Origin of the sequence: Pseudomonas sp. R76, from assembly GCF_009834565.1 — a bacterium.
Lineage (GTDB): Bacteria > Pseudomonadota > Gammaproteobacteria > Pseudomonadales > Pseudomonadaceae > Aquipseudomonas.
The window spans coordinates 1,703,496-1,726,742 of the sequence record NZ_CP019428.1 but is presented as its reverse complement, the minus strand read 5'-3'; the positions used below and the strand labels follow the sequence as shown (position 1 = coordinate 1,726,742).

Genomic DNA, 23,247 nt, shown 5'->3' with positions numbered 1-23,247 from the left:
AAAAACGCCCCGATTTAATTCAGGGCGTGATTCTACCTACTTTTGCCTCACATTAACCGAGCAAAGCACGACCATGATGTCGCAAATGATCTTCGATGAAGCTGGCGATAAAGAAGTAGCTGTGGTCGTAGCCAGGTTGCAGGCGCAGTTCCAGCGGATGGTTGGCGGCCTTGGCTGCTTGCTGCAGGGCTTCGGGCTTGAGCTGCACGGCGAGAAAATCGTCGCGGTCGCCTTGATCCACCAGCAATGGCAGCTTTTGCGAGGCTTCGCTGATCAGCACGCAGGCATCCCATTCGCGCCACTTCGAGCGCTCTTCGCCCAAGTAGCGGGAAAAGGCTTTCTGGCCCCACGGGCAATCCATCGGGTTGTTGATCGGCGAAAAGGCTGACACCGACTGGTAACGCCCCGGGTTGCGCAAGGCACACACCAATGCACCGTGGCCGCCCATGGAGTGACCGCTGATGCCGCGTTTATCCGATGCCGGGAAATGCGCTTCAACCAACGCAGGCAATTCCTGCACCACGTAGTCGTGCATCCGATAGTGCTTGGCCCAGGGTTCCTGCGTGGCGTTCAAGTAGAAGCCGGCACCCAGGCCGAAATCCCACGCGTTGTCCGGGTCGCCCGGCACACCCGGGCCACGCGGGCTGGTGTCCGGCGCGACGATAATCAGCCCCAGCTCGGCGGCCACGCGCTGCGCGCCGGCCTTCTGCATGAAGTTTTCATCGGTGCAGGTCAGCCCGGACAGCCAGTACACCACCGGCAGCTTGCCGCCCTGCTCCGCTTGCGGCGGCAAGTAGACGGCGAAGGTCATGTCGCAATCGAGCACATCGGAATGATGCTTGTAGCGTTTATGCCAGCCGCCGAAGCTCTTCTGGCAGGACAGGTTTTCCAGACTCATGGCCGACCTCAGAAGTGGATGACGGTACGAATGCTCTTGCCTTCATGCATCAGGTCAAACGCTTTGTTGATGTCTTCCAGGCCCATGGTGTGGGTGATGAACGTGTCCAGCGGGATCTCGCCGGTCTGGGCCATTTCCACGTAGCTTGGCAATTCGGTGCGGCCACGCACGCCACCGAACGCCGAACCACGCCAGACACGCCCGGTGACCAGCTGGAAGGGGCGAGTAGCGATTTCCTGGCCGGCACCGGCAACACCGATGATCACCGACTCGCCCCAACCCTTGTGGCAGCACTCGAGTGCGGCGCGCATCAGGTGCACATTGCCGATGCACTCGAACGAGAAGTCCACGCCGCCGTCGGTCAAGTCGACGATCACGTCCTGGATTGGGCGGTCGTAGTCTTTCGGGTTGATGCAGTCAGTGGCGCCCAGTTGCTTGGCGATTTCGAACTTGGCCGGGTTGATGTCGATGGCAATGATGCGCCCGGCCTTGGCTTTGACCGCACCGATGACGGCCGACAGGCCAATGCCGCCGAGGCCAAAGATGGCCACGGTGTCGCCCGGCTTGACCTTGGCAGTGTTGATCACCGCGCCAATGCCAGTGGTGACACCACAGCCCAGCAGGCAGACTTTTTCCAGCGGCGCTTCTTTAGGAATCTTGGCCACCGAAATTTCCGGCAGCACGGTGTATTCGGAGAAGGTCGAGGTGCCCATGTAGTGGAAAATCGGCTGGCCTTTGTAGGAGAAACGCGTGGTGCCGTCGGGCATCAAGCCTTTGCCCTGGGTGGAACGGATGGCCTGGCACAGGTTGGTCTTGCCCGACAGGCAGAATTTGCACTTGCCGCATTCCGGGGTGTACAGCGGGATCACGTGGTCGCCGACGGCCACCGACGTAACGCCCTCGCCAATCGCCTCAACGACTGCACCGCCTTCATGGCCAAGGATCGACGGGAAGATGCCTTCCGGGTCGGCGCCCGACAAGGTGTAGGCGTCGGTATGGCACACGCCGGACGCGACCACGCGCAACAGCACTTCGCCGGCCTTGGGCATGGCGACATCCACTTCCACGATCTCAAGGGGCTTTTTCGCTTCGAAGGCTACGGCGGCGCGGGACTTGATCATCCGGGTTTCTCCATGGAATTAAAAACTGAGGCGGTGAGTGTAAAACATGGCTCAGTGATTAATAATCCGGCCCAAAGCAAAACTTTATTGCCGTACAGGGATAATCGAGATGCTGGAGAACCGCTGGGAAGGCATTGATGAGTTTGTCGCGGTGGCCGAATGCAGCCAATTTACGGCGGCTGCCGAACGCCTGGGCGTGTCGTCGTCGCACATCAGCCGCCAGGTCGCACGCTTGGAGGAGCGGTTGCAAACGCGATTGCTGTATCGCAGCACCCGCAAAGTGACCTTGACCGAGGCCGGCCAGACCTTCCTGCAGCACTGCCAGCGTTTACAGGATGGTCGCGAAGAAGCCTTGCGCGCCGTGGGCGACCTCACCAGTGAACCCAAGGGCATGTTGCGCATGACCTGCGCGGTGGCGTACGGCGAGCGCTTTATTGTGCCGCTGGTCACGCGGTTCATGGGGCTCTGCCCGCAACTGCGCGTCGATATCGAGCTGACCAATCGCCAGCTGGACCTGGTGCATGAAGGCCTCGACCTGGCGATCCGCCTCGGCCGCCTGCAAGACTCGCGCATGGTTGCCAGTCGCTTGGCGCCACGGCGCATGTATTTGTGTGCGTCACCTTCCTACCTGGCCCGGTATGGTCGGCCACATAGTTTGTCGGAATTGAGTCGGCATAACTGCCTGATCGGCAGCTCGGATATCTGGCAACTCGCCCAGGACGGGCGCGAATTCTCACAACGCGTGCAGGGCAACTGGCGCTGCAACAGTGGGCAAGCGGTGCTGGACGCTGCATTGCAAGGCGTCGGGTTGTGCCAGCTGCCGGACTATTACGTGCTGGAGCATCTGCACAGTGGCGCCCTGGTGCCGTTGCTCGAAGCCCATCAACCGCCGAACACAGCGGTGTGGGCGCTGTACCCACAGCAACGGCATTTGTCGCCGAAAGTCAGGAAGCTGGTGGATTTTTTGAAGGAGGGGTTGGCTGAGCGGCCGGAGTACAGCGCGTAATTTGGGGCGACTGTTCGGGCCTCATCGCGGGCAAGCCCGACTCCCACAGGGAATTGCATTTCAACTGTGGGAGCTGGCTTGCCTGCGATGAAGTCGACACGGTGTCACTGACTATCTGCGGTTTGCCCACCGCAACCTGAGCCACTCCAGGTCTTCGGGACGCGTGACCTTGATGTTGTCCGCGCGCCCTTCGATCAGGCGTGGTGCCTGGCCAGACCATTCCATGGCCGAGGCTTCGTCGGTGATCACTGCGTCTGCGACCAGGCTGTCGGCCAAGGCACGGTGCAAGGCGCCGAGGCGGAACATCTGCGGCGTGTAGGCTTGCCAGATCAGGCTGCGGTCGACGGTTTCGACCACGCGGCCGCGCTTGTCGACACGCTTGAGGGTGTCGCGCGCGGGTACGGCGAGCAAGCCGCCGACCGGATCATCCGCGAGTTCCGCCAACAGCTTGTCGAGGTCATCACGGCTCAGGTTAGGGCGCGCGGCATCGTGCACCAGCACCCAGTCGTCATCGCTGGCGCCGAGTGCATTGAGTTGCAGCAACGCATTGAGTACTGAACCCGAGCGCTCGTCGCCGCCGTCCGCGCGCACAATGCGAGAGTCGTTGGCACTCGACAGGCTTGGCCAATAGGGGTCATCTACCGCAAGACTGATCACCAGCCCCTTGAGACCAGGATGATCGAGGAAACAGCCAAGGCTGTGTTCGAGAATAGTGCGCCCGCCCAGTTGCAGATATTGCTTGGGACGGTCCGCGGCCATACGGGCACCAACGCCCGCGGCAGGAATCACGGCCCAGAAGGCCGGTAAACTGTTACTCATTGGGCCAACTGGTAGAGGGTTTCACCCTCCTTGACCATGCCCAACTCATGACGCGCCCGTTCTTCAACGGTCTCGGTGCCTTTTTTCAGCTCAAGCACTTCGGCATCAAGCACGCGGTTGCGCTCCAGCAGGATTTCGTTTTCGGCGTGCTGATCGGCAATTTGCTGGGTCAGTTCTTTCACCTGCGCAAAGCTGCCATTACCGACCCATAGGCGGTACTGCAGGCCAGCCAGCAATAAGAGCAAGACGAGGAACAACCAATTGGGACTGCGCATCGAAATCCGGGTATCCAGTAAAAAAAGACAGCCATGCAAAACTTTTGAAGCAACTGATAGCACGAAGCCTGGATGAACCAGGCTTGTGCTTGATAGCCATCAGATTAGCGGCGAAATTCACGCTGTCGTGGTTTTTCCGACGTAATCCGCTGACTTTTTACCACGCTTTACCATCAAGGAGCGATCAGCCGCGAAACTCGCTGCGACCGTTGTACTTGGCTTTACCCGCCAGTTGCTCTTCGATACGCAGCAATTGGTTGTACTTGGAAACGCGGTCGGAACGGCACAGGGAACCGGTCTTGATCTGGCCCGCCGACGTGCCCACGGCCAGGTCGGCAATGGTCGAGTCTTCGGTTTCGCCGGAGCGGTGCGAGATCACGGCGGTGTAGCCCGCAGCCTTGGCCATCTGGATGGCTTCCAGGGTTTCGGTCAGGGTGCCGATCTGGTTGAACTTGATCAGGATCGAGTTGGCGATCTTTTTGTCGATGCCTTCTTTCAGGATCTTGGTGTTGGTCACGAACAGGTCGTCGCCCACCAGTTGGATTTTCTCGCCGATCTTGTCGGTGAGGACTTTCCAGCCGGCCCAGTCAGACTCGTCCAGGCCGTCTTCGATCGAGATGATCGGGTAGCGCTCGGTCAGGCCTTTGAGGTAGTCGGCAAAACCTTCGGAGGTGAACACGTGGCCTTCACCGGACAGGTTGTACTTGCCGTCTTCGTAGAACTCGCTCGCGGCGCAGTCCAGGGCCAGGGTCACGTCGGTGCCCAGCTTGTAGCCAGCGTTGGCCACGGCTTCGGAGATCACTTTGAGTGCATCTTCGTTGGACGCCAGGTTCGGTGCGAAACCACCTTCGTCACCCACGGCAGTGCTCAGGCCACGGGCCTTCAGCACAGCTTTGAGGTGATGGAAAATCTCGGTGCCCATGCGCAGGCCTTCGGAGAAGGTCTTGGCGCCAACCGGCTGAACCATGAATTCCTGGATGTCGACGTTGTTATCAGCGTGCTCGCCACCGTTGATGATGTTCATCATCGGCACCGGCATCGAGTAAACACCCGGCGTGCCGTTCAGGTTGGCGATGTGTGCGTACAGCGGCAGGTCCTGGTCCTGGGCGGCGGCCTTGGCAGCAGCCAGGGACACGGCGAGGATGGCGTTGGCGCCCAGGCTGCCTTTGTTCTCGGTGCCGTCGAGCTTGATCATCGCGTGGTCCAGGGCTTTCTGGTCCAGCGGGTCCTTGCCCAGCAACAGGTCACGGATCGGGCCATTGATTTTGGCGACCGCTTTCAATACACCTTTGCCCAGGTAACGGCTCTTGTCGCCATCACGCAGTTCCAGCGCTTCGCGCGAACCGGTAGAAGCACCGGACGGCGCGCAGGCGCTGCCGATGATGCCGTTATCGAGAAGCACGTCGGCTTCGACGGTGGGGTTGCCACGGGAGTCGAGAACTTCACGACCTTTGATGTCGACGATTTTTGCCATTGTTGTAAACACTCCAAAGTTGACGAAAACGACGCAGCTGAAGGAAATCTTTTGACCGACCGCAAGGGTGGAACAACGAGGCAGGCTTGCAGACGACAAGGCTCAGGCCCGCAGGCCTGAGCGTAAAGCGAGGGAAAGTCTACCGGAGAAATGGCGCTTACGCGGTCTCTACCGTCGGAAAACTCTTGACCAGTTCGTCCAACTGCTTGAGCTGCGCCAGGAACGGCTCCAGCTTGTCCAGGCGCAGGGCGCATGGGCCGTCGCATTTGGCATTGTCCGGGTCTGGGTGAGCTTCCAGGAACAGGCCAGCCAGGGACTGGCTGATGCCGGCCTTGGCCAGGTCCAGCACCTGCGCACGCCGCCCACCGGCGGAATCGGCGCGACCACCGGGCATTTGCAGCGCGTGGGTCACGTCGAAGAACACCGGGTATTCGAACTGTTTCATGATGCCGAAACCGAGCATGTCCACCACGAGGTTGTTGTAGCCGAAGCTCGAACCGCGCTCGCAGAGGATCAACTGGTCGTTACCCGCTTCCACGCATTTGTTCAGGATGTGTTTCATTTCCTGGGGCGCGAGGAACTGGGCTTTCTTGATATTGATCACAGCGCCGGTCTTGGCCATCGCGACGACCAGATCGGTCTGGCGCGACAGGAAGGCCGGCAACTGGATGATGTCGCACACCTCGGCGACCACAGCAGCCTGCTCAGGCTCGTGGACGTCGGTGATGATCGGCACGCCGAAGGCTTGCTTGATGTCCTGGAAGATCCGCATGCCTTCTTCAAGGCCCGGGCCGCGATAGGAAGTCACGGACGAACGGTTGGCCTTGTCGAAGCTGGCCTTGAACACGTAAGGGATACCGAGCTTCTCGGTAACCTTGACGTACTCTTCACAGACCTGCATCGCCATGTCGCGGCTTTCCAGCACGTTCATGCCGCCGAACAGCACCATGGGCTTGTCGTTGGCAATCTCGATGTCGCCTACGCGAATGATCTTCTGGGCCATCAGGTTTACGCCTTCTTCTGATGTTGCGTCAGTGCAGCTTTAACGAAACCGCTGAACAACGGGTGACCGTCGCGCGGCGTCGAGGTGAACTCAGGGTGGAACTGGCAGGCTACGAACCACGGATGATCCGGCGCCTCGACCACTTCAACCAGCTTGCCATCACCGGAGCGACCGGAAATTTTCAGGCCGGCTTCTTTGATCTGCGGCAGCAGGTTGTTGTTCACTTCGTAGCGGTGACGGTGACGCTCGACGATCACGTCCTTGCCGTAGCAATCGTGAACCAGCGAGCCCGGCTCCAGCAGGCAGTCTTGCGCGCCAAGGCGCATGGTGCCGCCCAGGTCGGAGCTTTCGGTACGGGTTTCAACGGCGCCGGTGGCATCTTCCCACTCGGTGATCAGGCCCACGACCGGGTGGCCGCTGGTGTGATCGAACTCGGTGGAGTTGGCGTCTTTCCAGCCCAGCACGTTACGGGCGAACTCGATAACGGCCACTTGCATGCCCAGGCAGATCCCCAGGTACGGCACTTTGTTTTCGCGAGCGTACTGAACGGCAGTGATCTTGCCTTCCACGCCACGCAGGCCGAAACCACCCGGCACGAGGATCGCGTCAACACCTTCGAGCAGCGCAGTGCCCTGGTTCTCGATGTCTTCGGAATCGATGTAGCGCAGGTTGACCTTGGTACGGTTGCTGATACCGGCGTGGCTCATCGCTTCGATCAGCGACTTGTACGCATCCAGCAGTTCCATGTACTTGCCGACCATGGCGATGGTGACTTCGTGCTCTGGGTTGAGCTTGGCGTCAACCACCGCTTCCCACTCGGACAAGTCCGCGCCGTTGCACTGCAGGCCGAAACGCTCGACCACAAAATCATCCAGGCCTTGGGAGTGCAGAATGCCCGGGATCTTGTAGATGGTGTCGGCGTCTTCCAGGGCAATCACCGCACGTTCTTCAACGTTGGTGAACTGCGCGATCTTGCGACGCGAGGAAATGTCGATCGGGTGATCGGAGCGGCACACCAGCACGTCCGGCTGCAGGCCGATGGAACGCAGTTCCTTGACCGAGTGCTGGGTAGGCTTGGTTTTGGTTTCGCCGGCGGTGGCGATGTACGGCACCAGTGTCAGGTGCATCAGCATCGCGCGCTTGGCGCCGACTTCGAAACGCAGCTGGCGGATGGCTTCGAGGAACGGTTGGGATTCGATGTCACCCACGGTGCCACCGATCTCGACCATCGCCACGTCGGCATCGCCCGCACCCTTGATGATGCGGCGCTTGATTTCGTCGGTGATGTGCGGGATCACCTGGATGGTTGCACCCAGGTAGTCACCACGGCGCTCCTTGCGCAGCACGTGCTCGTAGACACGGCCGGTGGTGAAGTTGTTGTTCTGGGTCATGGTCGTGCGGATGAACCGCTCGTAGTGGCCCAGGTCCAGGTCGGTCTCGGCGCCGTCGTGTGTGACGAACACTTCACCGTGCTGGAACGGGCTCATGGTGCCCGGGTCAACGTTGATGTACGGGTCCAGCTTGAGCATGGTGACCTTAAGTCCCCGCGCCTCCAGGATGGCCGCCAATGAAGCGGAGGCAATGCCTTTCCCCAATGAAGAAACAACACCGCCCGTGACGAATATGTAGCGCGTCATGAAAAACCCTAGAAGTCTGCGTTAAAGCGGTCCGAGCCGCCGGGGAAAGCGAAGGAAGGCCGAAGCCCCCGATCACCTGCATTAATCACAGTGCACCTTTCAAAAAAACCGCCGCGTTGTGACAGACCAGCAATGAAACACCGGTACGTTGATCGCTACACATTTTTTGGAATCGCCCAGCAAAGACTGCTTGGTAATCGGCAACTGCTGCGATTCAGTCGAATCCACAGAAGTTGTATCAAGAAGGGAGCGTAGTCTACCGGAAAGGCTCTATCAGCTCAAACCTTGATCGCAGATCTGTGGCATCCAATGTAATTGCCAGTCGCCAGACGCGCTGGCCCATAGCCCCGCAAGGGTTGGGACTGCCAGCAATTGCTCGCCCTGATAGAGGAGCGGCAATCTGCCACGGATGAAGCCGGGCACCGCACGTTCGTTAAGCAGACGCTTCAGGTCCCGACGGCCTCGACCTGGCACTTCGATGATTTCGCCGCCCTGGCGGTAACGGACCGACAACAGGCCTTCGGGGGCACCGCCAATAAACTTGAGCTGGCCATTGCCGGGTAACTCTAGTGGTTTTTGCGGATCGGGCCAGCTCACCATAGCGTCGGAAAATTCCGACCAAGTGGTAGGCAGCCACCAAAGGCGCTCACCGCAACGATGCAGTTGGCCGTCGGCCAGGCGCCACAACGGTTGTGCGTCACCCTTGGCATCACGCAGGGAATACCAGCCCGCCCAGTGGTCGCTGTCGGGTAAGCGGGTCAGCGGTGTCAGCCAGTGACGCAGGGCATTGCGTTGACGGGCGTCGGAAAGTTCGCGTAATGGCGCAAGGGCCAGCGACGGCAAGGCCAGCCAGAGAAACGGCGAAGGTTGGTCGGCGGCGCGCAGGTCCATCTTCGCCAATTCGTCGAGCAGGCCCTGGGCTTCGCTCAGGTGCTCAGCAGTACGGGCCAGGCTGGCGACCGCTTGGGGCCAACGCTGCGTCAGCGCAGGGAAAACACGGTGACGCAGATAATTTCTCGAGAAGCGTGGATCAGCATTGGAGGGATCTTCGATCCAGGCCAACTGATGCTCACGGGCGTAGGCTTCCAATTCAGCGCGCGAGGCTTCCAGCAGCGGCCGCACCAAGTGGCCATCCGCCAAAGGGCGATGCACGGGCATGGCCGCCAACCCACGCACGCCAGCCCCACGCAGCAGGCGAAACAACAAGGTTTCAGCCTGATCGTCGCGATGCTGCCCGGTGAGCAACACCTCCCCTGCCCCGGTGACCTCGGTAAACGCCTGATAACGCGCCTCACGCGCCGCACGCTCAAGGCTTGCGCCGAGTTGGACTTGCACGCGCATCACCCGCAGGGGCACGCCCAGGCTGTCACATACTGTTTGGCAATGATTGGGCCAGGCGTCAGCGGCAGATTGCAGGCCATGATGAATATGGACAGCGCTGAGCGGCGGCAGAATGTTGGTTTTGGCCAGACTGGCCAGGAGATGCAGCAGGACCGTGGAATCAAGCCCGCCCGAGAACGCGATATGCCAGGCTGGCGCATTGAGCCAGGGAGCCAGAGTTTGCAGGAGCTTGGCGGATAGAGCCGGCTTCATAACAAAGTACCGCCATCAATCTGGAATGCGATAACCCAGCATACACAAAGCAAATGTGGGAGCGGGCTTGTGTGGGAGCCGGGCTTGCCCGCGATGCAGGCAACTCGGGTTATCTGTTACACCGAGTTGATGCTATCGCAGGCAAGCCAGCTCCCACACAAGCCAGCTCCCACATTTGAGACTGCGTCGACTTTAGAGGCCGTAGCTCATCAAGCGCTCGTAACGACGGGCCAGCAGCGCCTCGTTATCGAACTTCTTGAGCATCGCCAGTTGCGAACCCAGCTCAGCACGGATAGTCGCAGCAGCGGCAACCGGGTCGCGATGGGCGCCGCCCAACGGCTCGGCGATCACTTTATCTACGATACCCAGGCCTTTCAGGCGATCAGCGGTGATGCCCATGGCTTCGGCAGCATCCGGCGCTTTTTCGGCGGTTTTCCACAGGATCGAAGCGCAACCTTCCGGCGAGATCACCGCGTAGGTCGAATATTGCAGCATGTTGAGCTGGTCGCAGACGCCGATGGCCAGTGCACCGCCGGAGCCACCTTCACCAATCACGGTGGCGATGATCGGGGTTTTCAGGCGGGCCATCACGCGCAGGTTCCAGGCGATTGCTTCGCTCTGGTTGCGCTCTTCGGCGTCGATACCTGGGTAGGCACCCGGGGTGTCGATGAAGGTCAGGATCGGCATCTTGAAGCGCTCGGCCATTTCCATCAGGCGGCACGCCTTGCGGTAGCCTTCAGGGCGCGGCATACCGAAGTTACGGCGCACTTTCTCGCGCACTTCACGGCCTTTCTGGTGACCGATGACCATTACCGGCTGGTCGTCCAGGCGAGCGATACCGCCCACGATGGCCGCGTCGTCGGAGAAGTGGCGGTCGCCGTGCAGCTCGTCGAACTCGGTAAAGATGTGCTGAATGTAGTCCAGGGTGTACGGACGGCGCGGGTGGCGAGCCAGGCGCGCGATCTGCCAGCTGGTCAGCTTGCCGAAGATGTCCTCGGTGAGAGTGCTGCTCTTGTCTTGCAGGCGAGCGATCTCATCGCCGATATTCAGCGAATTGTCATTGCCGACCAGGCGCAATTCTTCAATCTTGGCTTGCAGGTCAGCGATCGGCTGTTCGAAATCAAGAAAATTCGGGTTCATAAGCGTCCGTCTTGGGTCGACGGCCAAGGAGTGCCTGGCCAGCCGGTTGTCTATTCGCGCCCTACCTTAAGGGAGAGGCGCGTTTAGGTCGAGATTAAATGTTCAGTCGAGATCAGACATATCTGACCGTCAACGGTATTGGAGGAAGACGTTGTCTCGCCCGAACTGGTCACGCAATGCTTGAATCAAGCCATCAGCGGGATCAATTCGCCACGTCTCGCCGAACTGCAACATCGCCTTGGCGTCATTGCCGGTGTACTCCATGGTCACCGGGCACGCGCCTCGGTGGCGCTTGAGCAAGTCACCCAACCAGCGTAGCTGATCGCCTTTGAGGGCTTCGGTCTTGACCTTCAAGCGCAGGCTCTCGGCAAGGTTGGTGCGTGCATCTTCCATGCTCATCACCCGCTTGATGCGCAGGCGCAGGCCCCCGGAGAAGTCATCGTTGCTGACCTCTCCTTCCACCACCACCATCGCATCCGTCTGCAGCAACGACTGCGCGGAATGGAAGGCGTCGGCAAACAGCGACGCTTCAATGCGGCCGGAGCGGTCGTCGAGGGTGATAAAGCCCATCTTGTCGCCCTTTTTATTTTTCATCACCCGCAGGGCGATGATCATACCGGCGACGGTCTGGGTATCACGCGCCGGTTTCAGGTCGATGATGCGCTGACGGGCGAAACGGCGGATTTCACCTTCGTATTCGTCAATCGGGTGACCGGTGAGGTACAGGCCCAAGGTGTCTTTCTCACCTTTGAGGCGTTCCTTGAGGGTCAGCTCCTTGGCCTTGCGATGGTTGGCGTACACATCGGCGTCTTCTTCGACGAACAGCCCGCCAAACAGGTCGGCATGGCCGCTGTCATGGGTGCGCGCGGTCTGTTCGGCCGCTTTGATCGCCTCTTCCATGGCGGTCAGCAGCACTGCACGGTTGCGGTCGATATTTGCCTGGTAAGCCTTCGGCTCATCATGGAAATACGGGCCGAGACGGTCGAGTGCGCCGCTGCGGATCAAACCATCAAGGGTACGTTTGTTGATGCGCTTGAGGTCAACCCGTGCGCAGAAGTCGAACAGGTCTTTGAACGGCCCGTCCTGACGCGCTTCGGTGATGGCCTCCACCGGGCCTTCGCCCACGCCTTTGATGGCGCCCAGGCCATAGATGATGCGGCCTTCGTCGTTCACCGTGAACTTGAACTCCGAGGCGTTCACGTCCGGCGCATCGAGGCGCAGCTTCATGGTGCGCACTTCCTCGATCAAGGTCACGACCTTGTCGGTGTTGTGCATATCCGCCGAGAGTACCGCGGCCATGAACGGCGCCGGGTAGTGAGCTTTCAGCCAGGCGGTCTGGTACGACACCAGGCCGTAGGCGGCGGAGTGGGATTTGTTGAAACCATAACCGGCGAATTTTTCCACCAGGTCGAAAATGTTACCGGCCAGGTCAGCGTCGATATTGTTGGTGGCGCAACCTTCAATGAAACCGCCGCGCTGCTTGGCCATCTCCTCGGGCTTTTTCTTACCCATGGCGCGACGCAGCATGTCCGCACCGCCAAGGGTGTAACCGGCCATGACCTGGGCAATCTGCATCACCTGCTCTTGATACAGGATGATGCCGTAAGTCGGCGCCAATACCGGCTTGAGGCCTTCGTACTGGTAGTCGGAGTGCGGGTACGCCAGTTCAGCGCGGCCGTGCTTACGGTTGATGAAGTCGTCCACCATGCCCGATTGCAGCGGGCCTGGACGGAACAGCGCCACCAGTGCGATCAAGTCTTCCAGGCAGTCGGGCTTGAGCTTTTTGATCAGCTCCTTCATGCCGCGCGACTCAAGCTGGAACACCGCCGTGGTTTCGGCTTTTTGCAGCAAGGTGTACGTCGGCTTGTCGTCCAGCGGGATAAAGGCGATATCCAGCGGTTCTTCGTTGACCTTGGCGCGCTCGCGGTTAATCGTCTTCAGCGCCCAGTCGATGATCGTCAGGGTCCGCAGGCCGAGGAAGTCGAACTTCACCAGGCCGGCCGCCTCCACGTCGTCCTTGTCGAACTGGGTAACCAGGCCGTCACCTTCTTCATCGCAATAGATCGGCGAGAAGTCGGTGAGTTTGGTCGGCGCAATAACCACACCACCGGCGTGTTTACCGACGTTACGCACCACGCCTTCAAGCTTGCGCGCCATGTCCCAGATTTCGGCGGCTTCTTCATCAACCTTGATGAAGTCGCGCAGGATTTCTTCCTGTTCGTAGGCCTTTTCCAAGGTCATGCCGACTTCAAACGGGATCATCTTCGACAGACGGTCCGCCAAGCCGTAGGACTTGCCCTGCACCCGGGCCACGTCGCGGATTACAGCCTTGGCCGCCATGGAACCGAAGGTGATGATCTGGCTGACCGCGTTGCGGCCGTATTTTTCGGCCACGTACTCGATCACGCGGTCACGGCCATCCATGCAGAAGTCGACGTCGAAGTCGGGCATGGACACCCGTTCCGGGTTCAGGAACCGTTCGAACAGCAGGTCATATTCCAGTGGGTCGAGGTCGGTAATTTTCTGCACATAGGCCACCAGCGAGCCAGCACCCGACCCCCGGCCAGGCCCCACCGGTACACCGTTGCTTTTGGCCCACTGGATAAAGTCCATTACGATCAGGAAGTAACCGGGGAAGCCCATCTGGATAATGATATCCAGCTCGAAATTCAGCCGGTCGACATAGACCTGGCGCTTGGCGTCGTAGTCTTCGGTGGTGTCCTTGGGCAGCAGCACGCTGAGGCGCTCTTCCAGGCCATCGAACGACACTTTGCGGAAATACTCGTCGATGGTCATGCCATCGGGGATCGGGAAGTTGGGCAGGAAGTGCTTGCCCAGCTTCACTTCGATATTGCAGCGCTTGGCGATCTCGACGGAGTTTTCCAGGGCCTCGGGCAGGTCGCTGAACAGCTCGGCCATTTCATCGGCGCTTTTGAGGTACTGCTCTTCGCTGTAGTTCTTCGAACGGCGCGGGTCATCCAGCGCCCGGCCTTCGCCGATGCACACGCGGGTTTCGTGAGCCTCGAAATCTTCCTTCTTGATAAAACGCACATCGTTGGTCGCCACCAGCGGCGCGCCCAGCTTGTCGGCCAGGGCCACAGCGGCGTGCAGATGCTCTTCGTCGTTGGGACGGTTGGTGCGCTGCACTTCCAGATAGAAGCGGTCAGGGAAAACGTCCATCCACTCGCGGGCCAACACCTCGGCTTCCTGCGGGTTACCGCCGAGCAGCGCGATACCGATCTCGCCCTCTTTGGCCGCCGAGAGCATGATCACGCCTTCGCTCGCCTCGGCCACCCACTCGCGCTCGATGATGATCGAGCCGTTGCGCTGGCCGTCGATAAAGCCACGGGAAATCAGTTCGGTGAGGTTGCGGTAACCGACGCCGTTCATCGCCAACAGGCTGATGCGGCTCAGGGGGTTATCCGGGTCTTTGTTGGACAGCCACAGGTCGACGCCGCAAATCGGCTTGATGCCGGCGCCCATGGCGTTTTTGTAGAACTTGACCAGGGAACACATGTTGTTCTGATCGGTCACCGCTACCGCAGGCATGTTCATGCCCACCAGGGTTTTGACCAGCGGTTTGATCCGTACCAGGCCGTCGACCAGGGAATATTCAGTGTGCAGGCGCAGGTGAACGAATGAAGCCGGCATAGTGATCCTGTCTAGAAACTTAGAAACAACAAGGCCCGGGATTGTACCGGGCCTTGAGCAAAACATCAGCCTCGCGACTAAACCTCGCTGAGGCTCTCACGCGCCTCGTAAGCCTGGCGCACCGGGGCAAACGAGCGGCGGTGGATCGGCGTGGGGCCAAGGCGAGCCAGGGCTTCCAGATGAACGGGCGTCGGATAACCTTTGTGACCGCCAATGCCGTAGCCGGGGTAGATCAATTCAAACGCGGCCATTTCACGGTCACGGCTGACCTTGGCCAGGATCGAGGCAGCAGCGATAGCCGGAACCTTGCTATCGCCTTTGACCACCGCTTCTGACGGCATCGCCAGTTTCGGGCAACGGTTGCCGTCGATCATCGCCATTTTGGGCGTGATGTGCAGGCCTTCCACCGCGCGCTGCATGGCCAGCATGGTCGCGTGGAGGATGTTCAACTTATCGATTTCTTCAACTTCGGCCCGAGCGATGTGCCAGCTCAGGGCTTTTTCACAGATCTCGTCATAGAGCTTTTCACGACGGGCTTCGGTGAGTTTCTTCGAATCGTTGAGACCGAGGATCGGGCGATTCGGGTCGAGAATCACCGCTGCCGTCACGACTGCGCCACACAACGGGCCGCGCCCGACTTCGTCAACACCCGCCACCAGTTCGTGGGCTTGGGCAACGAGGCTGAAATCCAGGCCCATTTGCACGCTCATAAGGCTTCCTGTTTGTGGCCGATCAAGGTCAGCACCGCATCCGCCGCCTGGTTCGAGGCATCACGGCGCAGGGTGCGGTGAATGTCGTCGAAACCACGGGTCTGCTCTTCGCCACCGTCGATCAAGGGTAGTAGAGTTTGCGCGAGCGCCTCGGGCGTTGCATCGTCCTGCAACAACTCCGGCACCAGCAGACGCTGAGCCAGCAGGTTGGGCAAGGAGATGTAAGGGCTTTTGACCATGCGCTTGAGAATCCAGAAGGTCAGCGGCGCCAAGCGATAAGCCACGACCATTGGGCGCTTGTACAGCAAGGCTTCCAGGGTGGCGGTGCCTGAGGCGATCAACACCGCGTCACACGCCGCGAGGGCCAGGTGTGACTGGCCGTCGAGCAGGGTCAATGGCAGGTTGCGACCTTCCAGTAGTGTTTCGATTTGCGCGCGACGCTGCGGGCTCGCGCAGGGCAAAACAAAACGGACACCCGGTTTCAGTGCTTGCAAGCGCTCGGCGGCATCAAAAAACAGCGCCCCCAGACGACCGACTTCGCCACCACGACTGCCCGGCATCAGCGCGACCAGCGGCCCGTCGGGCAGGCCCAGTTCGGTACGCGCGGCGGCGCGGTCAGCCTGCAGCGGGATGGTATCGGCCAGGGTGTGCCCGACAAACCGCACCGGTACGCCCTTCTCTTCATAGAACCGGGCTTCGAAGGGCAGCAAAGTCAGCATCAAGTCGCAACCTTCACGGATCTTCAGCACGCGCTTCTGCCGCCACGCCCAAACAGAAGGGCTGACGTAGTGCACGGTCTTGATCCCGGCCTGACGTAACTTGAGTTCGATATTGAGGGTGAAATCCGGTGCGTCGATGCCGATAAAGACGTCGGGCTTTTCTTCGATCAGCGTCTGAATCAGCAGCTTGCGGCGCGCCAGCAGCTCACGCAAACGGCCCAGCACTTCGACCAGGCCCATGACTGACAGGCGTTCCATTGGGAAGTAGGAAGTGAGGCCTTCAGCCTGCATGAGCGGGCCACCGACACCGATAAATTCCACCGCAGAATGTTGGGCCTTGAGCGCCCGCATCAGGCCGGCGCCAAGAATGTCGCCGGAGGCTTCCCCGGCGACCAGCGCGATACGCAGATTAGCCATGATCAGCGAGTGATGCCGCGAGTCGATGCCTGGATCGAGTCACGGAACACTGCGACTTCCGGGAACAGCGCCGCCGGCTCGGTCAGTTCGGTCAGGGCCTGATCAACCGTGAGTCCCTGGCGATAAACCACCTTATAGGCACGGCGCAGGGCGTGAATCGCATCTTCGCTGAAGCCGCGACGGCGCATGCCTTCGAAATTCATGCTACGCGCTTCGGCTGGGTTGCCGAATACCGTGACGAATGCTGGAACGTCTTTACCAATGGCTGTGCCCATGCCGGAAAAGCTATGGGCGCCAATATGGCAATACTGGTGCACGAGGGTGAAGCCGGACAGGATCGCCCAGTCGTCAACATGCACGTGGCCCGCCAACGCGGTGTTGTTGACCAGGATGCAATGGTTGCCGATCACACTGTCATGGCCGATGTGCGCATAAGCCATGATCAGGTTGTGATCGCCCAGGGTGGTCTCGGCACGATCCTGCACGGTGCCGCGGTGAATGGTCACGCCTTCACGGATGATGTTGTGGTCACCGATGACCAAGCGCGTTTCTTCACCCTTGTACTTCATGTCCGGGGTGTCTTCGCCTACCGAGGAAAACTGGTAGATACGATTGTGCTTGCCAATGCGGGTCGGACCTTTAAGGATCACGTGCGGCCCGATGACAGTCCCCTCGCCGATTTCAACACCTGCGCCGATGATCGACCAAGGGCCGACCTCAACGTCGGCGGCCAGAACGGCCGACGGATCGATGATTGCGCGAGGGTCAATCAAACTCATAGTTTGCGTTCCGCGCAGATGATCTCAGCGGAGCACACCGGCTTGCCGTCCACCGAGGCCTGGCATTCGAACTTCCAGATCTGGCGCTTGCAGCTGATGAACTTGGCTTCCAGGATCAACTGGTCGCCCGGGGTGACCGGGTTACGGAAACGCAGCTTGTCGGAGCCCACGAAATAGTAAAGCGTGCCATCGGCAGGCTTGAGGTCGAGCATTTTGAAACCAAGGATACCGGCAGCCTGGGCCATCGCTTCGATGATCAACACGCCCGGCATGATTGGATGCGCAGGGAAGTGACCATTGAAGAACGGTTCGTTGATGCTGACATTCTTGTAGGCACGAATGCGCTTTTCCTCGACGTTGAGGTCCACTACACGGTCCACCAGCAGGAACGGGTAACGGTGAGGCAGGTATTCGCGAATCTCGTTGATGTCCATCATTTCGGGGGGAAGCCTGTAATAAAGATTGGGGGCGGGCGGACTAAACGCACGCCCCGCTAGCAAATCAAGGAGGCAGTCTAGCGGCTGTGCACACTTGATATGGAAATGGTATCAGCCTTCTGATGAAGCATTACCGCCAGGGGTCACGTCCTCGACACGCTTTTCGACCTGTTTGAGACGTCGGGCCATTTCATCGATCTTGCGCAAACGTGCCGCACTTTTACGCCATTCAGCCGCAGGCTGCATGGCCGTACCGGAAGAGTAGGACCCAGGCTCGGTAATCGAGTGGGTGACCATGGTCATGCCGGTAATGAAGACGTTGTCGCAAATCTCGATATGCCCCACCAGCCCAACGCCACCGGCGAGCATGCAATGCTTGCCGATCTTGGTGCTGCCGGAAATCCCTACGCAGGCGGCCATGGCGGTGTGATCGCCAATCTGCACGTTGTGGGCAATCTGAATCTGGTTGTCGAGCTTCACACCGTTACCGATCACGGTATCGGCCAACGCCCCGCGATCCACAGCGGTGTTGACACCGATTTCCACGTCATCGCCGATCAATACGCCGCCGACCTGGGCAATCTTGTGCCAGACGCCTTTGGCGTTGGCAAAGCCAAAACCTTCGCCGCCGATCACAGCGCCCGACTGAATCACCACACGTTCACCGATACGCACGTCGTGGTACAGGGTGACGCGGGGTGCCAGCCAGCCGTCGGCACCGATTTCACAGCGCGCACCGATAAAGCAATGGGCACCCACGGTGACGCCGGCGCCAATGCGCGCGCCACTCTCGATCACGGCGAACGCACCAATGCTGGCCGCAGGGTCAACCTGAGCATCATCGGCAATAACCGCCGACGGATGAATACCGGCAGCGGCCTTGGGCTTTGGATCGAATAAATGCGAGACCCGGGCATACGCCAGGTAAGGATCAGCCACCACCAGCGCATCCCCGGTAAACCCTTCGGCATCGGCGGCCTTCAGCAACACGGCTGCGGCTTGGCTGTCGACCAGGTATTTACGGTATTGGGGATTTGCGAGGAAGCTCAACTGAGCTGGGCCAGCCTCCTGCAAGGTGGCTAGCCCAGTGATTTCTTTCTCCGGGGAGCCACGCAAGGTGGCTCCCAGGAACTCGGCCAACTCGCCGAGTTTGATAGTCGCGGTCATGGCTTACTTCAGCTGGTTCATGCGCTCGATCACCTGACGGGTGATGTCGTATTGAGGCTTGACGTCAATCACGGCGCCACGCTCGAACACCAGGTCAAAGGCACCTTTCTTGATGACTTCTTCCACAGCGCTGTCGAGTTTCGGCTTGAGCTGCTTGAGCATTTCACGGTCAGCAACGGCTTTGGCTTCGTTCAGCTCCTTGGACTGGAACTGATAGTCACGAGCCTTTTGCTTGAATTCAAGCTCCAGACGCTCACGCTCGCCTTGCTGCATTTTGTCGCCGCCAGCTACCAGGCGGTCCTGGATACCCTTGGCACTGCTTTCCAGCGTCTTGAGCTTGGTCAGTTGCGGACCGAATTTCTTCTCGGCGTCCACGGCGTATTTCTTGGCCGCGTCGGATTCCAGCAGAGCCATCTGATAGTTCAGAACGGCGATTTTCATTTCGGCGAAGGCCGGGGTGGTTACCAGCACAGTGGCCAGCAGAACCAATTGAGTCAACTTACGCACGATGTACTCCTACAGAATCCGTTGTCGTTATCTTGGGTCAGACGCTTAGAACGTCTGGCCGAGGGAGAATTGGAAAATCTGGGTTTCAGCGTTATCCGGTTTCTTGATCGGCATGGCCAGAGCAAAGCTCAATGGGCCAAGCGCGGTCACCCACGTCACACCAACACCCACGGAGCTGGCGAGGTTGCTCAGGCTGATGTCGTTGCACTCGGTCTGAGACTTCACACCGCTCGGGTTAGTGATCTGTTGGCACTTGGAGTCGAACACGTTACCGACGTCCCAGAAAACCGAAGTGCGCAACGAACGCTGATCCTTGACGAATGGCAGCGGGAACAGAAGCTCCGCACCACCTTGGATCAACACGTTACCACCAAAGGCCAGCGCGCTATTGTCCGAATCAGGCTGCGTACCCTGGTTGCCGGTCACGGCCACACCACGGCTTGGCGTACCACGTGGGCCCAAGGTGCTGTCCTTGAAACCACGAACCGAGTTGAAACCACCTGCGTAATAGTTCTCGTAGAACGGCAGACCGTTGGTTGAACCATAACCGTCGCCATAACCCAGCTCGGTATGCAGGCGCATGGTGTAGTTATCGCTCAGAGGCTGGAACAACTGGCCACGGTAGTCGAGCTTGAAGAACGACAGGTCGCTGCCCGGCGTGGCGGCTTCCGCAGTCAGGCTTTGGGAATGGCCACGGGTCGCCAGCACACCTTTGTTCAGAGTCGATTCAGACCAGCCGACCGATGCCTTGAAGTTCAGGAACTGGTCGCCCTCTTTACGCACGAAGTCGAAAATCTCATCCGTGGTGTACACACCGGTCTTGATTTTGTCCTGTTGCGCAGTGAAACCGAAGGTCAGACGCGACGTTTCGCTGATCGGGTAACCGATGTTGACACCGGCGCCAAGGCTGTCGATCGCATAACTTGCAACGTCAACGTTGAGGTCTTTGTAGTCGGTGGTGCGATAGAAGGCGTTGTAGCCCAGGCTCACACCGTCAGCAGTCCAGTAGGGGTCGACATAACCGAAGTTATAGCGGCTCTGGTATTCGCTTCGGGTCAGGCCGATGGAAACCTTGTTACCGGTACCGAGGAAGTTGTTCTGGGTAATCGAACCACCCAGGATCAGGCCGGCACTCTGTGCAAAACCAACGCTGGCGGTAATCGAGCCCGAGGCTTGCTCTTCAACGGCGTAGTTCACGTCAACCTGGTCATCCACACCCGGTACGGCCGGGGTTTCGACGTTGACTTCCTTAAAGAAGCCCAGGCGCTCAAGACGGGTCTTGGACTGGTCGATCAGGTAAGTCGATGCCCAGCCACCTTCCATCTGACGCATTTCGCGACGCAGCACTTCGTCCGCAGACTTGGTGTTGCCACGGAAGTTGATGCGGTTAACGTAGGCACGCTTGCCTGGGTCGACCACGAAAGTGATGTCCACAGTGTGGTCATCATCGTGCGGCGTCGGTACGCCGTTGACGTTGGCGAAGGTGTAGCCTTCGTTACCCAGGCGGCGGGTGATCAGTTCGGACGTGGTGGTCATCAGCTTGCGCGAGAACACCTGGTTCTTCTGCACCAGCAGCAACGCCTTGACCTGGTCTTCAGGTACTTTCAGGTCGCCACTGAGCTTCACGTCACGAACGGTGTACTTCTCGCCTTCGTTGACGTTGACAGTAATGTAGACGTGTTTCTTGTCCGGGGTGATGGACACCTGGGTCGAAGCGATATCCATGTTGATATAGCCACGATCCAGGTAGTAGGAACGCAGACGCTCCAGGTCACCCGACAGCTTCTCACGCGCATACTTGTCATCGTTCTTGAAGAACGACAGCCAGTTGGTGGTCTTGAGTTCGAACAGGTCGATCAGGTCGTCATCAGCGAACTTGGTGTTGCCCACCACGTTGATGTGCTGGATCGCCGCCACAGTGCCTTCGTTGATGTTGACCTTGAGGCCCACACGGTTACGAGGCTGAGGGATCACTTCAGTTTCCACGGTCGCGGAGTAGCGACCCTGGGCAACGTACTGGCGTTGCAGTTCGTTACGCACACCTTCAAGGGTGGCGCGCTGGAAGATCTCGCCCTCGGCAAGGCCGGATTGCTTGAGCCCCTTCATCAAGTCGTCAGTGGAGATCGCTTTGTTACCTTCGATCTCGATACTGGCGACAGAAGGTCGCTCGACGACAGTGATGACCAGGACATTGCCTTCGCGACCCAGTTGGATATCTTGAAAGAACCCGGTTTTGAACAGCGCACGAGTGGATTCCACCAGGCGACGATCATCCGCCTGTTCCCCGACGTTCAACGGCAAGGCACCAAAGACACTACCCGCGGAAACCCGCTGGAGGCCGTTGACACGAATATCGGAGATAGTGAAGGACTCGGCGTGAACTTCGGCGATCATCAATACGGTGAGAACCGCAGTTAGCAGCAGACGTTTCATGAAGTCCTTTCTTATTCCAACTGGCAATAAACAAACTGCCGCAAAATGCGGCAGATTCGCAATTCAGCGAAGCGTTACAGTCGTCCCAGATCGTTGACCAGAGCTAACAACATCACTCCGACCACCAAACTGATACCGATCTGTATCCCCCAACCCTGCACCCGATCCGACAAGGGGCGACCACGCACCCACTCGACCAGATAAAACAACAGATGCCCCCCATCCAATACTGGAATGGGCAGCAAATTCAGAACCCCAAGGCTAATACTCAGATAAGCCAGGAAATTCAGGAAATCCGCGACACCCGACTGGGCAGAAGCGCCCGCCACTTTAGCAATGGTTATCGGTCCACTCAAGTTTTTTACCGAGAGCTCGCCGAACAACATTTTCTTGAGCGATTCGAGGGTCAGCACACTCATGGTCCAAGTGCGCTTTGCACCCTCGCCAATTGCCGCCAACGGCCCGAAGCTGACCTCGCGCACCATCGATGGCGGCCACTCGACACCTTTCACCCCGGCACCGAGATAACCCCCGGCCGCCTTGGCCTCCCCGCGAACCGCGAGAGTCACAGGGACGTCGATTTGAGCACCATCGCGCTCAACTTTCAGCACAATTTTGGTATCAGGGCGTACACGCACCAGGTCGACCACTTGCTGCCAATCGCCCAACGCCTGACCATCAAGGGCCAGCAGACGGTCGCCGGTTTTCAGACCAGCAGCCTGCGCCGGACCTTTCGGGTCGAGCTCGGCGAGCACCGGCGGCAACGCCGGTCGCCACGGACGAATGCCCAGGGACTTGATCGGGTCAGGCTCATCAGCGCCCTTGAGCCAATGGTCGAGGGCCAATTCACGCGGCGTTTCGGTAGTGGCATCCTGCTCGCGCACCACGACATTGATGGTGCCGCTTTCACCCATGCGGCGCACCAACTGCAAATTCACAGCGCCCCAACCCGTGGTTGGCTCGCCATCAATAGAAACAATTTCCTGCCCGGCGACCAGGCCAGCCTTGGCCGCCATGCTATCCGCCTCGACCGCGCCGATGACCGGACGCACCTGCTGGCTGCCCATCATGGCCAGGACCCAGAAGAACACCATCGCCAAGAGGAAGTTGGCGATCGGGCCGGCTGCAACAATAGCGATACGCTGACGAACGGTCTTACGATTGAAGGACTGGTCCAACTGATCAGCAGGCACTTCGCCTTCGCGCTCATCAAGCATCTTCACGTAGCCACCCAACGGGATGGCCGCGATCACGAATTCAGTGCCCCGCCGATCATGCCAACGCAGCAGCGGCATGCCAAAACCGACGGAAAAGCGCAGTACCTTGACGCCGCAACGACGGGCCACCCAAAAGTGGCCGAATTCGTGGAAGGTCACCAACACACCCAGAGCAACCAGGGTGCCGACAATCATGTAGAGCGCACTCATCTAATTTCTCCGCATTCCAATCCAGTGCCTGTAG

The 23,247-nt window shown here is 59.3% G+C and carries 19 protein-coding genes; 1 reads left to right on the top strand and 18 read right to left on the bottom strand.

Features of this window, described 5'->3' with window-relative positions:
• Positions 1 to 52 precede the first annotated feature (52 nt).
• Complete coding sequence (gene fghA / locus PspR76_RS07805; protein ID WP_159954672.1) at positions 53 to 898, bottom strand: S-formylglutathione hydrolase; 846 nt, start codon at positions 896 to 898, stop codon at positions 53 to 55.
• An 8-nt stretch (positions 899 to 906) separates the two neighbouring features.
• Entirely contained in the window at positions 907 to 2,019 is a 1,113-nt protein-coding gene (locus PspR76_RS07800; RefSeq protein WP_159954671.1) for an S-(hydroxymethyl)glutathione dehydrogenase/class III alcohol dehydrogenase, read from the bottom strand.
• 109 nt (positions 2,020 to 2,128) lie between these two features.
• On the opposite strand from PspR76_RS07800, the gene PspR76_RS07795 reads away from it, so the two are divergent.
• Positions 2,129 to 3,025, top strand: coding sequence for a LysR substrate-binding domain-containing protein (locus tag PspR76_RS07795; RefSeq protein ID WP_159954670.1), 897 nt, complete (start codon positions 2,129 to 2,131; stop codon positions 3,023 to 3,025).
• 111 nt (positions 3,026 to 3,136) lie between these two features.
• On the opposite strand, the gene ispD is transcribed toward PspR76_RS07795, so the two are convergent.
• From ispD to rseP, 16 genes are all read right to left on the bottom strand, one after another.
• The gene (gene ispD / locus PspR76_RS07790; RefSeq protein WP_159954669.1) at positions 3,137 to 3,844 is read right to left on the bottom strand and encodes a 2-C-methyl-D-erythritol 4-phosphate cytidylyltransferase; all 708 of its coding nucleotides are present in this window, start codon (positions 3,842 to 3,844) and stop codon (positions 3,137 to 3,139) included.
• Positions 3,841 to 4,119, bottom strand: coding sequence for a cell division protein FtsB (ftsB, locus tag PspR76_RS07785; RefSeq protein WP_058412406.1), 279 nt, complete (start codon positions 4,117 to 4,119; stop codon positions 3,841 to 3,843). Before ftsB ends, ispD begins: the two co-directional genes overlap by 4 nt.
• 184 nt (positions 4,120 to 4,303) lie before the next feature.
• Positions 4,304 to 5,593: a phosphopyruvate hydratase gene (gene eno / locus PspR76_RS07780; RefSeq protein ID WP_159954668.1), complete on the bottom strand. Its 1,290-nt coding sequence runs from the start codon at positions 5,591 to 5,593 to the stop codon at positions 4,304 to 4,306.
• A gap of 157 nt (positions 5,594 to 5,750) precedes the next feature.
• A complete protein-coding gene (gene kdsA, locus PspR76_RS07775) occupies positions 5,751 to 6,596 on the bottom strand; it encodes a 3-deoxy-8-phosphooctulonate synthase (protein ID WP_010212442.1) in 846 nt (281 codons plus the stop codon).
• A gap of 5 nt (positions 6,597 to 6,601) precedes the next feature.
• Positions 6,602 to 8,233, bottom strand: a complete 1,632-nt coding sequence (locus PspR76_RS07770) for a CTP synthase (RefSeq protein ID WP_106577157.1) — start codon at positions 8,231 to 8,233, stop codon at positions 6,602 to 6,604.
• 273 nt (positions 8,234 to 8,506) lie between these two features.
• On the bottom strand, positions 8,507 to 9,826 hold the full coding sequence (gene tilS, locus PspR76_RS07765; protein ID WP_159954667.1) for a tRNA lysidine(34) synthetase TilS: 1,320 nt from the start codon (positions 9,824 to 9,826) through the stop codon (positions 8,507 to 8,509).
• Between the two features lie 192 nt (positions 9,827 to 10,018).
• Positions 10,019 to 10,966 (bottom strand): acetyl-CoA carboxylase carboxyltransferase subunit alpha, encoded by a 948-nt coding sequence (locus PspR76_RS07760; RefSeq protein WP_159954666.1) that lies wholly within the window; start codon positions 10,964 to 10,966, stop codon positions 10,019 to 10,021.
• 129 nt (positions 10,967 to 11,095) lie between these two features.
• Complete coding sequence (dnaE, locus tag PspR76_RS07755) at positions 11,096 to 14,617, bottom strand: DNA polymerase III subunit alpha (RefSeq protein ID WP_159954665.1); 3,522 nt, start codon at positions 14,615 to 14,617, stop codon at positions 11,096 to 11,098.
• A gap of 77 nt (positions 14,618 to 14,694) precedes the next feature.
• On the bottom strand, positions 14,695 to 15,321 hold the full coding sequence (gene rnhB, locus PspR76_RS07750; RefSeq protein WP_162530304.1) for a ribonuclease HII: 627 nt from the start codon (positions 15,319 to 15,321) through the stop codon (positions 14,695 to 14,697).
• Between the two features lie 2 nt (positions 15,322 to 15,323).
• Positions 15,324 to 16,463: a lipid-A-disaccharide synthase gene (gene lpxB, locus PspR76_RS07745; protein WP_159954663.1), complete on the bottom strand. Its 1,140-nt coding sequence runs from the start codon at positions 16,461 to 16,463 to the stop codon at positions 15,324 to 15,326.
• 2 nt (positions 16,464 to 16,465) lie between these two features.
• Positions 16,466 to 17,242 carry an acyl-ACP--UDP-N-acetylglucosamine O-acyltransferase gene (gene lpxA / locus PspR76_RS07740; protein ID WP_159954662.1) on the bottom strand — a complete coding sequence of 259 codons (777 nt, stop codon included), beginning with the start codon at positions 17,240 to 17,242 and terminating at the stop codon, positions 16,466 to 16,468.
• On the bottom strand, positions 17,239 to 17,679 hold the full coding sequence (fabZ, locus tag PspR76_RS07735; protein ID WP_003172281.1) for a 3-hydroxyacyl-ACP dehydratase FabZ: 441 nt from the start codon (positions 17,677 to 17,679) through the stop codon (positions 17,239 to 17,241). Before fabZ ends, lpxA begins: the two co-directional genes overlap by 4 nt.
• 111 nt (positions 17,680 to 17,790) lie before the next feature.
• Positions 17,791 to 18,846 (bottom strand): UDP-3-O-(3-hydroxymyristoyl)glucosamine N-acyltransferase, encoded by a 1,056-nt coding sequence (gene lpxD / locus PspR76_RS07730; RefSeq protein ID WP_159954661.1) that lies wholly within the window; start codon positions 18,844 to 18,846, stop codon positions 17,791 to 17,793.
• Between the two features lie 3 nt (positions 18,847 to 18,849).
• The gene (locus PspR76_RS07725) at positions 18,850 to 19,353 is read right to left on the bottom strand and encodes an OmpH family outer membrane protein (RefSeq protein ID WP_003172279.1); all 504 of its coding nucleotides are present in this window, start codon (positions 19,351 to 19,353) and stop codon (positions 18,850 to 18,852) included.
• Between the two features lie 45 nt (positions 19,354 to 19,398).
• Positions 19,399 to 21,786: an outer membrane protein assembly factor BamA gene (gene bamA, locus PspR76_RS07720; RefSeq protein WP_159954660.1), complete on the bottom strand. Its 2,388-nt coding sequence runs from the start codon at positions 21,784 to 21,786 to the stop codon at positions 19,399 to 19,401.
• A 74-nt stretch (positions 21,787 to 21,860) separates the two neighbouring features.
• Positions 21,861 to 23,213: a sigma E protease regulator RseP gene (rseP, locus tag PspR76_RS07715; RefSeq protein WP_159954659.1), complete on the bottom strand. Its 1,353-nt coding sequence runs from the start codon at positions 23,211 to 23,213 to the stop codon at positions 21,861 to 21,863.
• Positions 23,214 to 23,247 lie beyond the last annotated feature (34 nt).

Bases quoted from the DNA above. Each gene is read 5' to 3' on its own strand.
- fghA (WP_159954672.1), bottom strand. From the start codon at position 898: ATGAGTCTGGAAAACCTGTCCTGCCAGAAGAGCTTCGGCGGCTGGCAT.
- PspR76_RS07800 (WP_159954671.1), bottom strand. From the start codon at position 2,019: ATGATCAAGTCCCGCGCCGCCGTAGCCTTCGAAGCGAAAAAGCCCCTT.
- PspR76_RS07795 (WP_159954670.1), top strand. From the start codon at position 2,129: ATGCTGGAGAACCGCTGGGAAGGCATTGATGAGTTTGTCGCGGTGGCC.
- ispD (WP_159954669.1), bottom strand. From the start codon at position 3,844: ATGAGTAACAGTTTACCGGCCTTCTGGGCCGTGATTCCTGCCGCGGGC.
- ftsB (WP_058412406.1), bottom strand. From the start codon at position 4,119: ATGCGCAGTCCCAATTGGTTGTTCCTCGTCTTGCTCTTATTGCTGGCT.
- eno (WP_159954668.1), bottom strand. From the start codon at position 5,593: ATGGCAAAAATCGTCGACATCAAAGGTCGTGAAGTTCTCGACTCCCGT.
- kdsA (WP_010212442.1), bottom strand. From the start codon at position 6,596: ATGGCCCAGAAGATCATTCGCGTAGGCGACATCGAGATTGCCAACGAC.
- PspR76_RS07770 (WP_106577157.1), bottom strand. From the start codon at position 8,233: ATGACGCGCTACATATTCGTCACGGGCGGTGTTGTTTCTTCATTGGGG.
- tilS (WP_159954667.1), bottom strand. From the start codon at position 9,826: ATGAAGCCGGCTCTATCCGCCAAGCTCCTGCAAACTCTGGCTCCCTGG.
- PspR76_RS07760 (WP_159954666.1), bottom strand. From the start codon at position 10,966: ATGAACCCGAATTTTCTTGATTTCGAACAGCCGATCGCTGACCTGCAA.
- dnaE (WP_159954665.1), bottom strand. From the start codon at position 14,617: ATGCCGGCTTCATTCGTTCACCTGCGCCTGCACACTGAATATTCCCTG.
- lpxB (WP_159954663.1), bottom strand. From the start codon at position 16,463: ATGGCTAATCTGCGTATCGCGCTGGTCGCCGGGGAAGCCTCCGGCGAC.
- lpxA (WP_159954662.1), bottom strand. From the start codon at position 17,242: ATGAGTTTGATTGACCCTCGCGCAATCATCGATCCGTCGGCCGTTCTG.
- fabZ (WP_003172281.1), bottom strand. From the start codon at position 17,679: ATGATGGACATCAACGAGATTCGCGAATACCTGCCTCACCGTTACCCG.
- lpxD (WP_159954661.1), bottom strand. From the start codon at position 18,846: ATGACCGCGACTATCAAACTCGGCGAGTTGGCCGAGTTCCTGGGAGCC.
- bamA (WP_159954660.1), bottom strand. From the start codon at position 21,786: ATGAAACGTCTGCTGCTAACTGCGGTTCTCACCGTATTGATGATCGCC.
- rseP (WP_159954659.1), bottom strand. From the start codon at position 23,213: ATGAGTGCGCTCTACATGATTGTCGGCACCCTGGTTGCTCTGGGTGTG.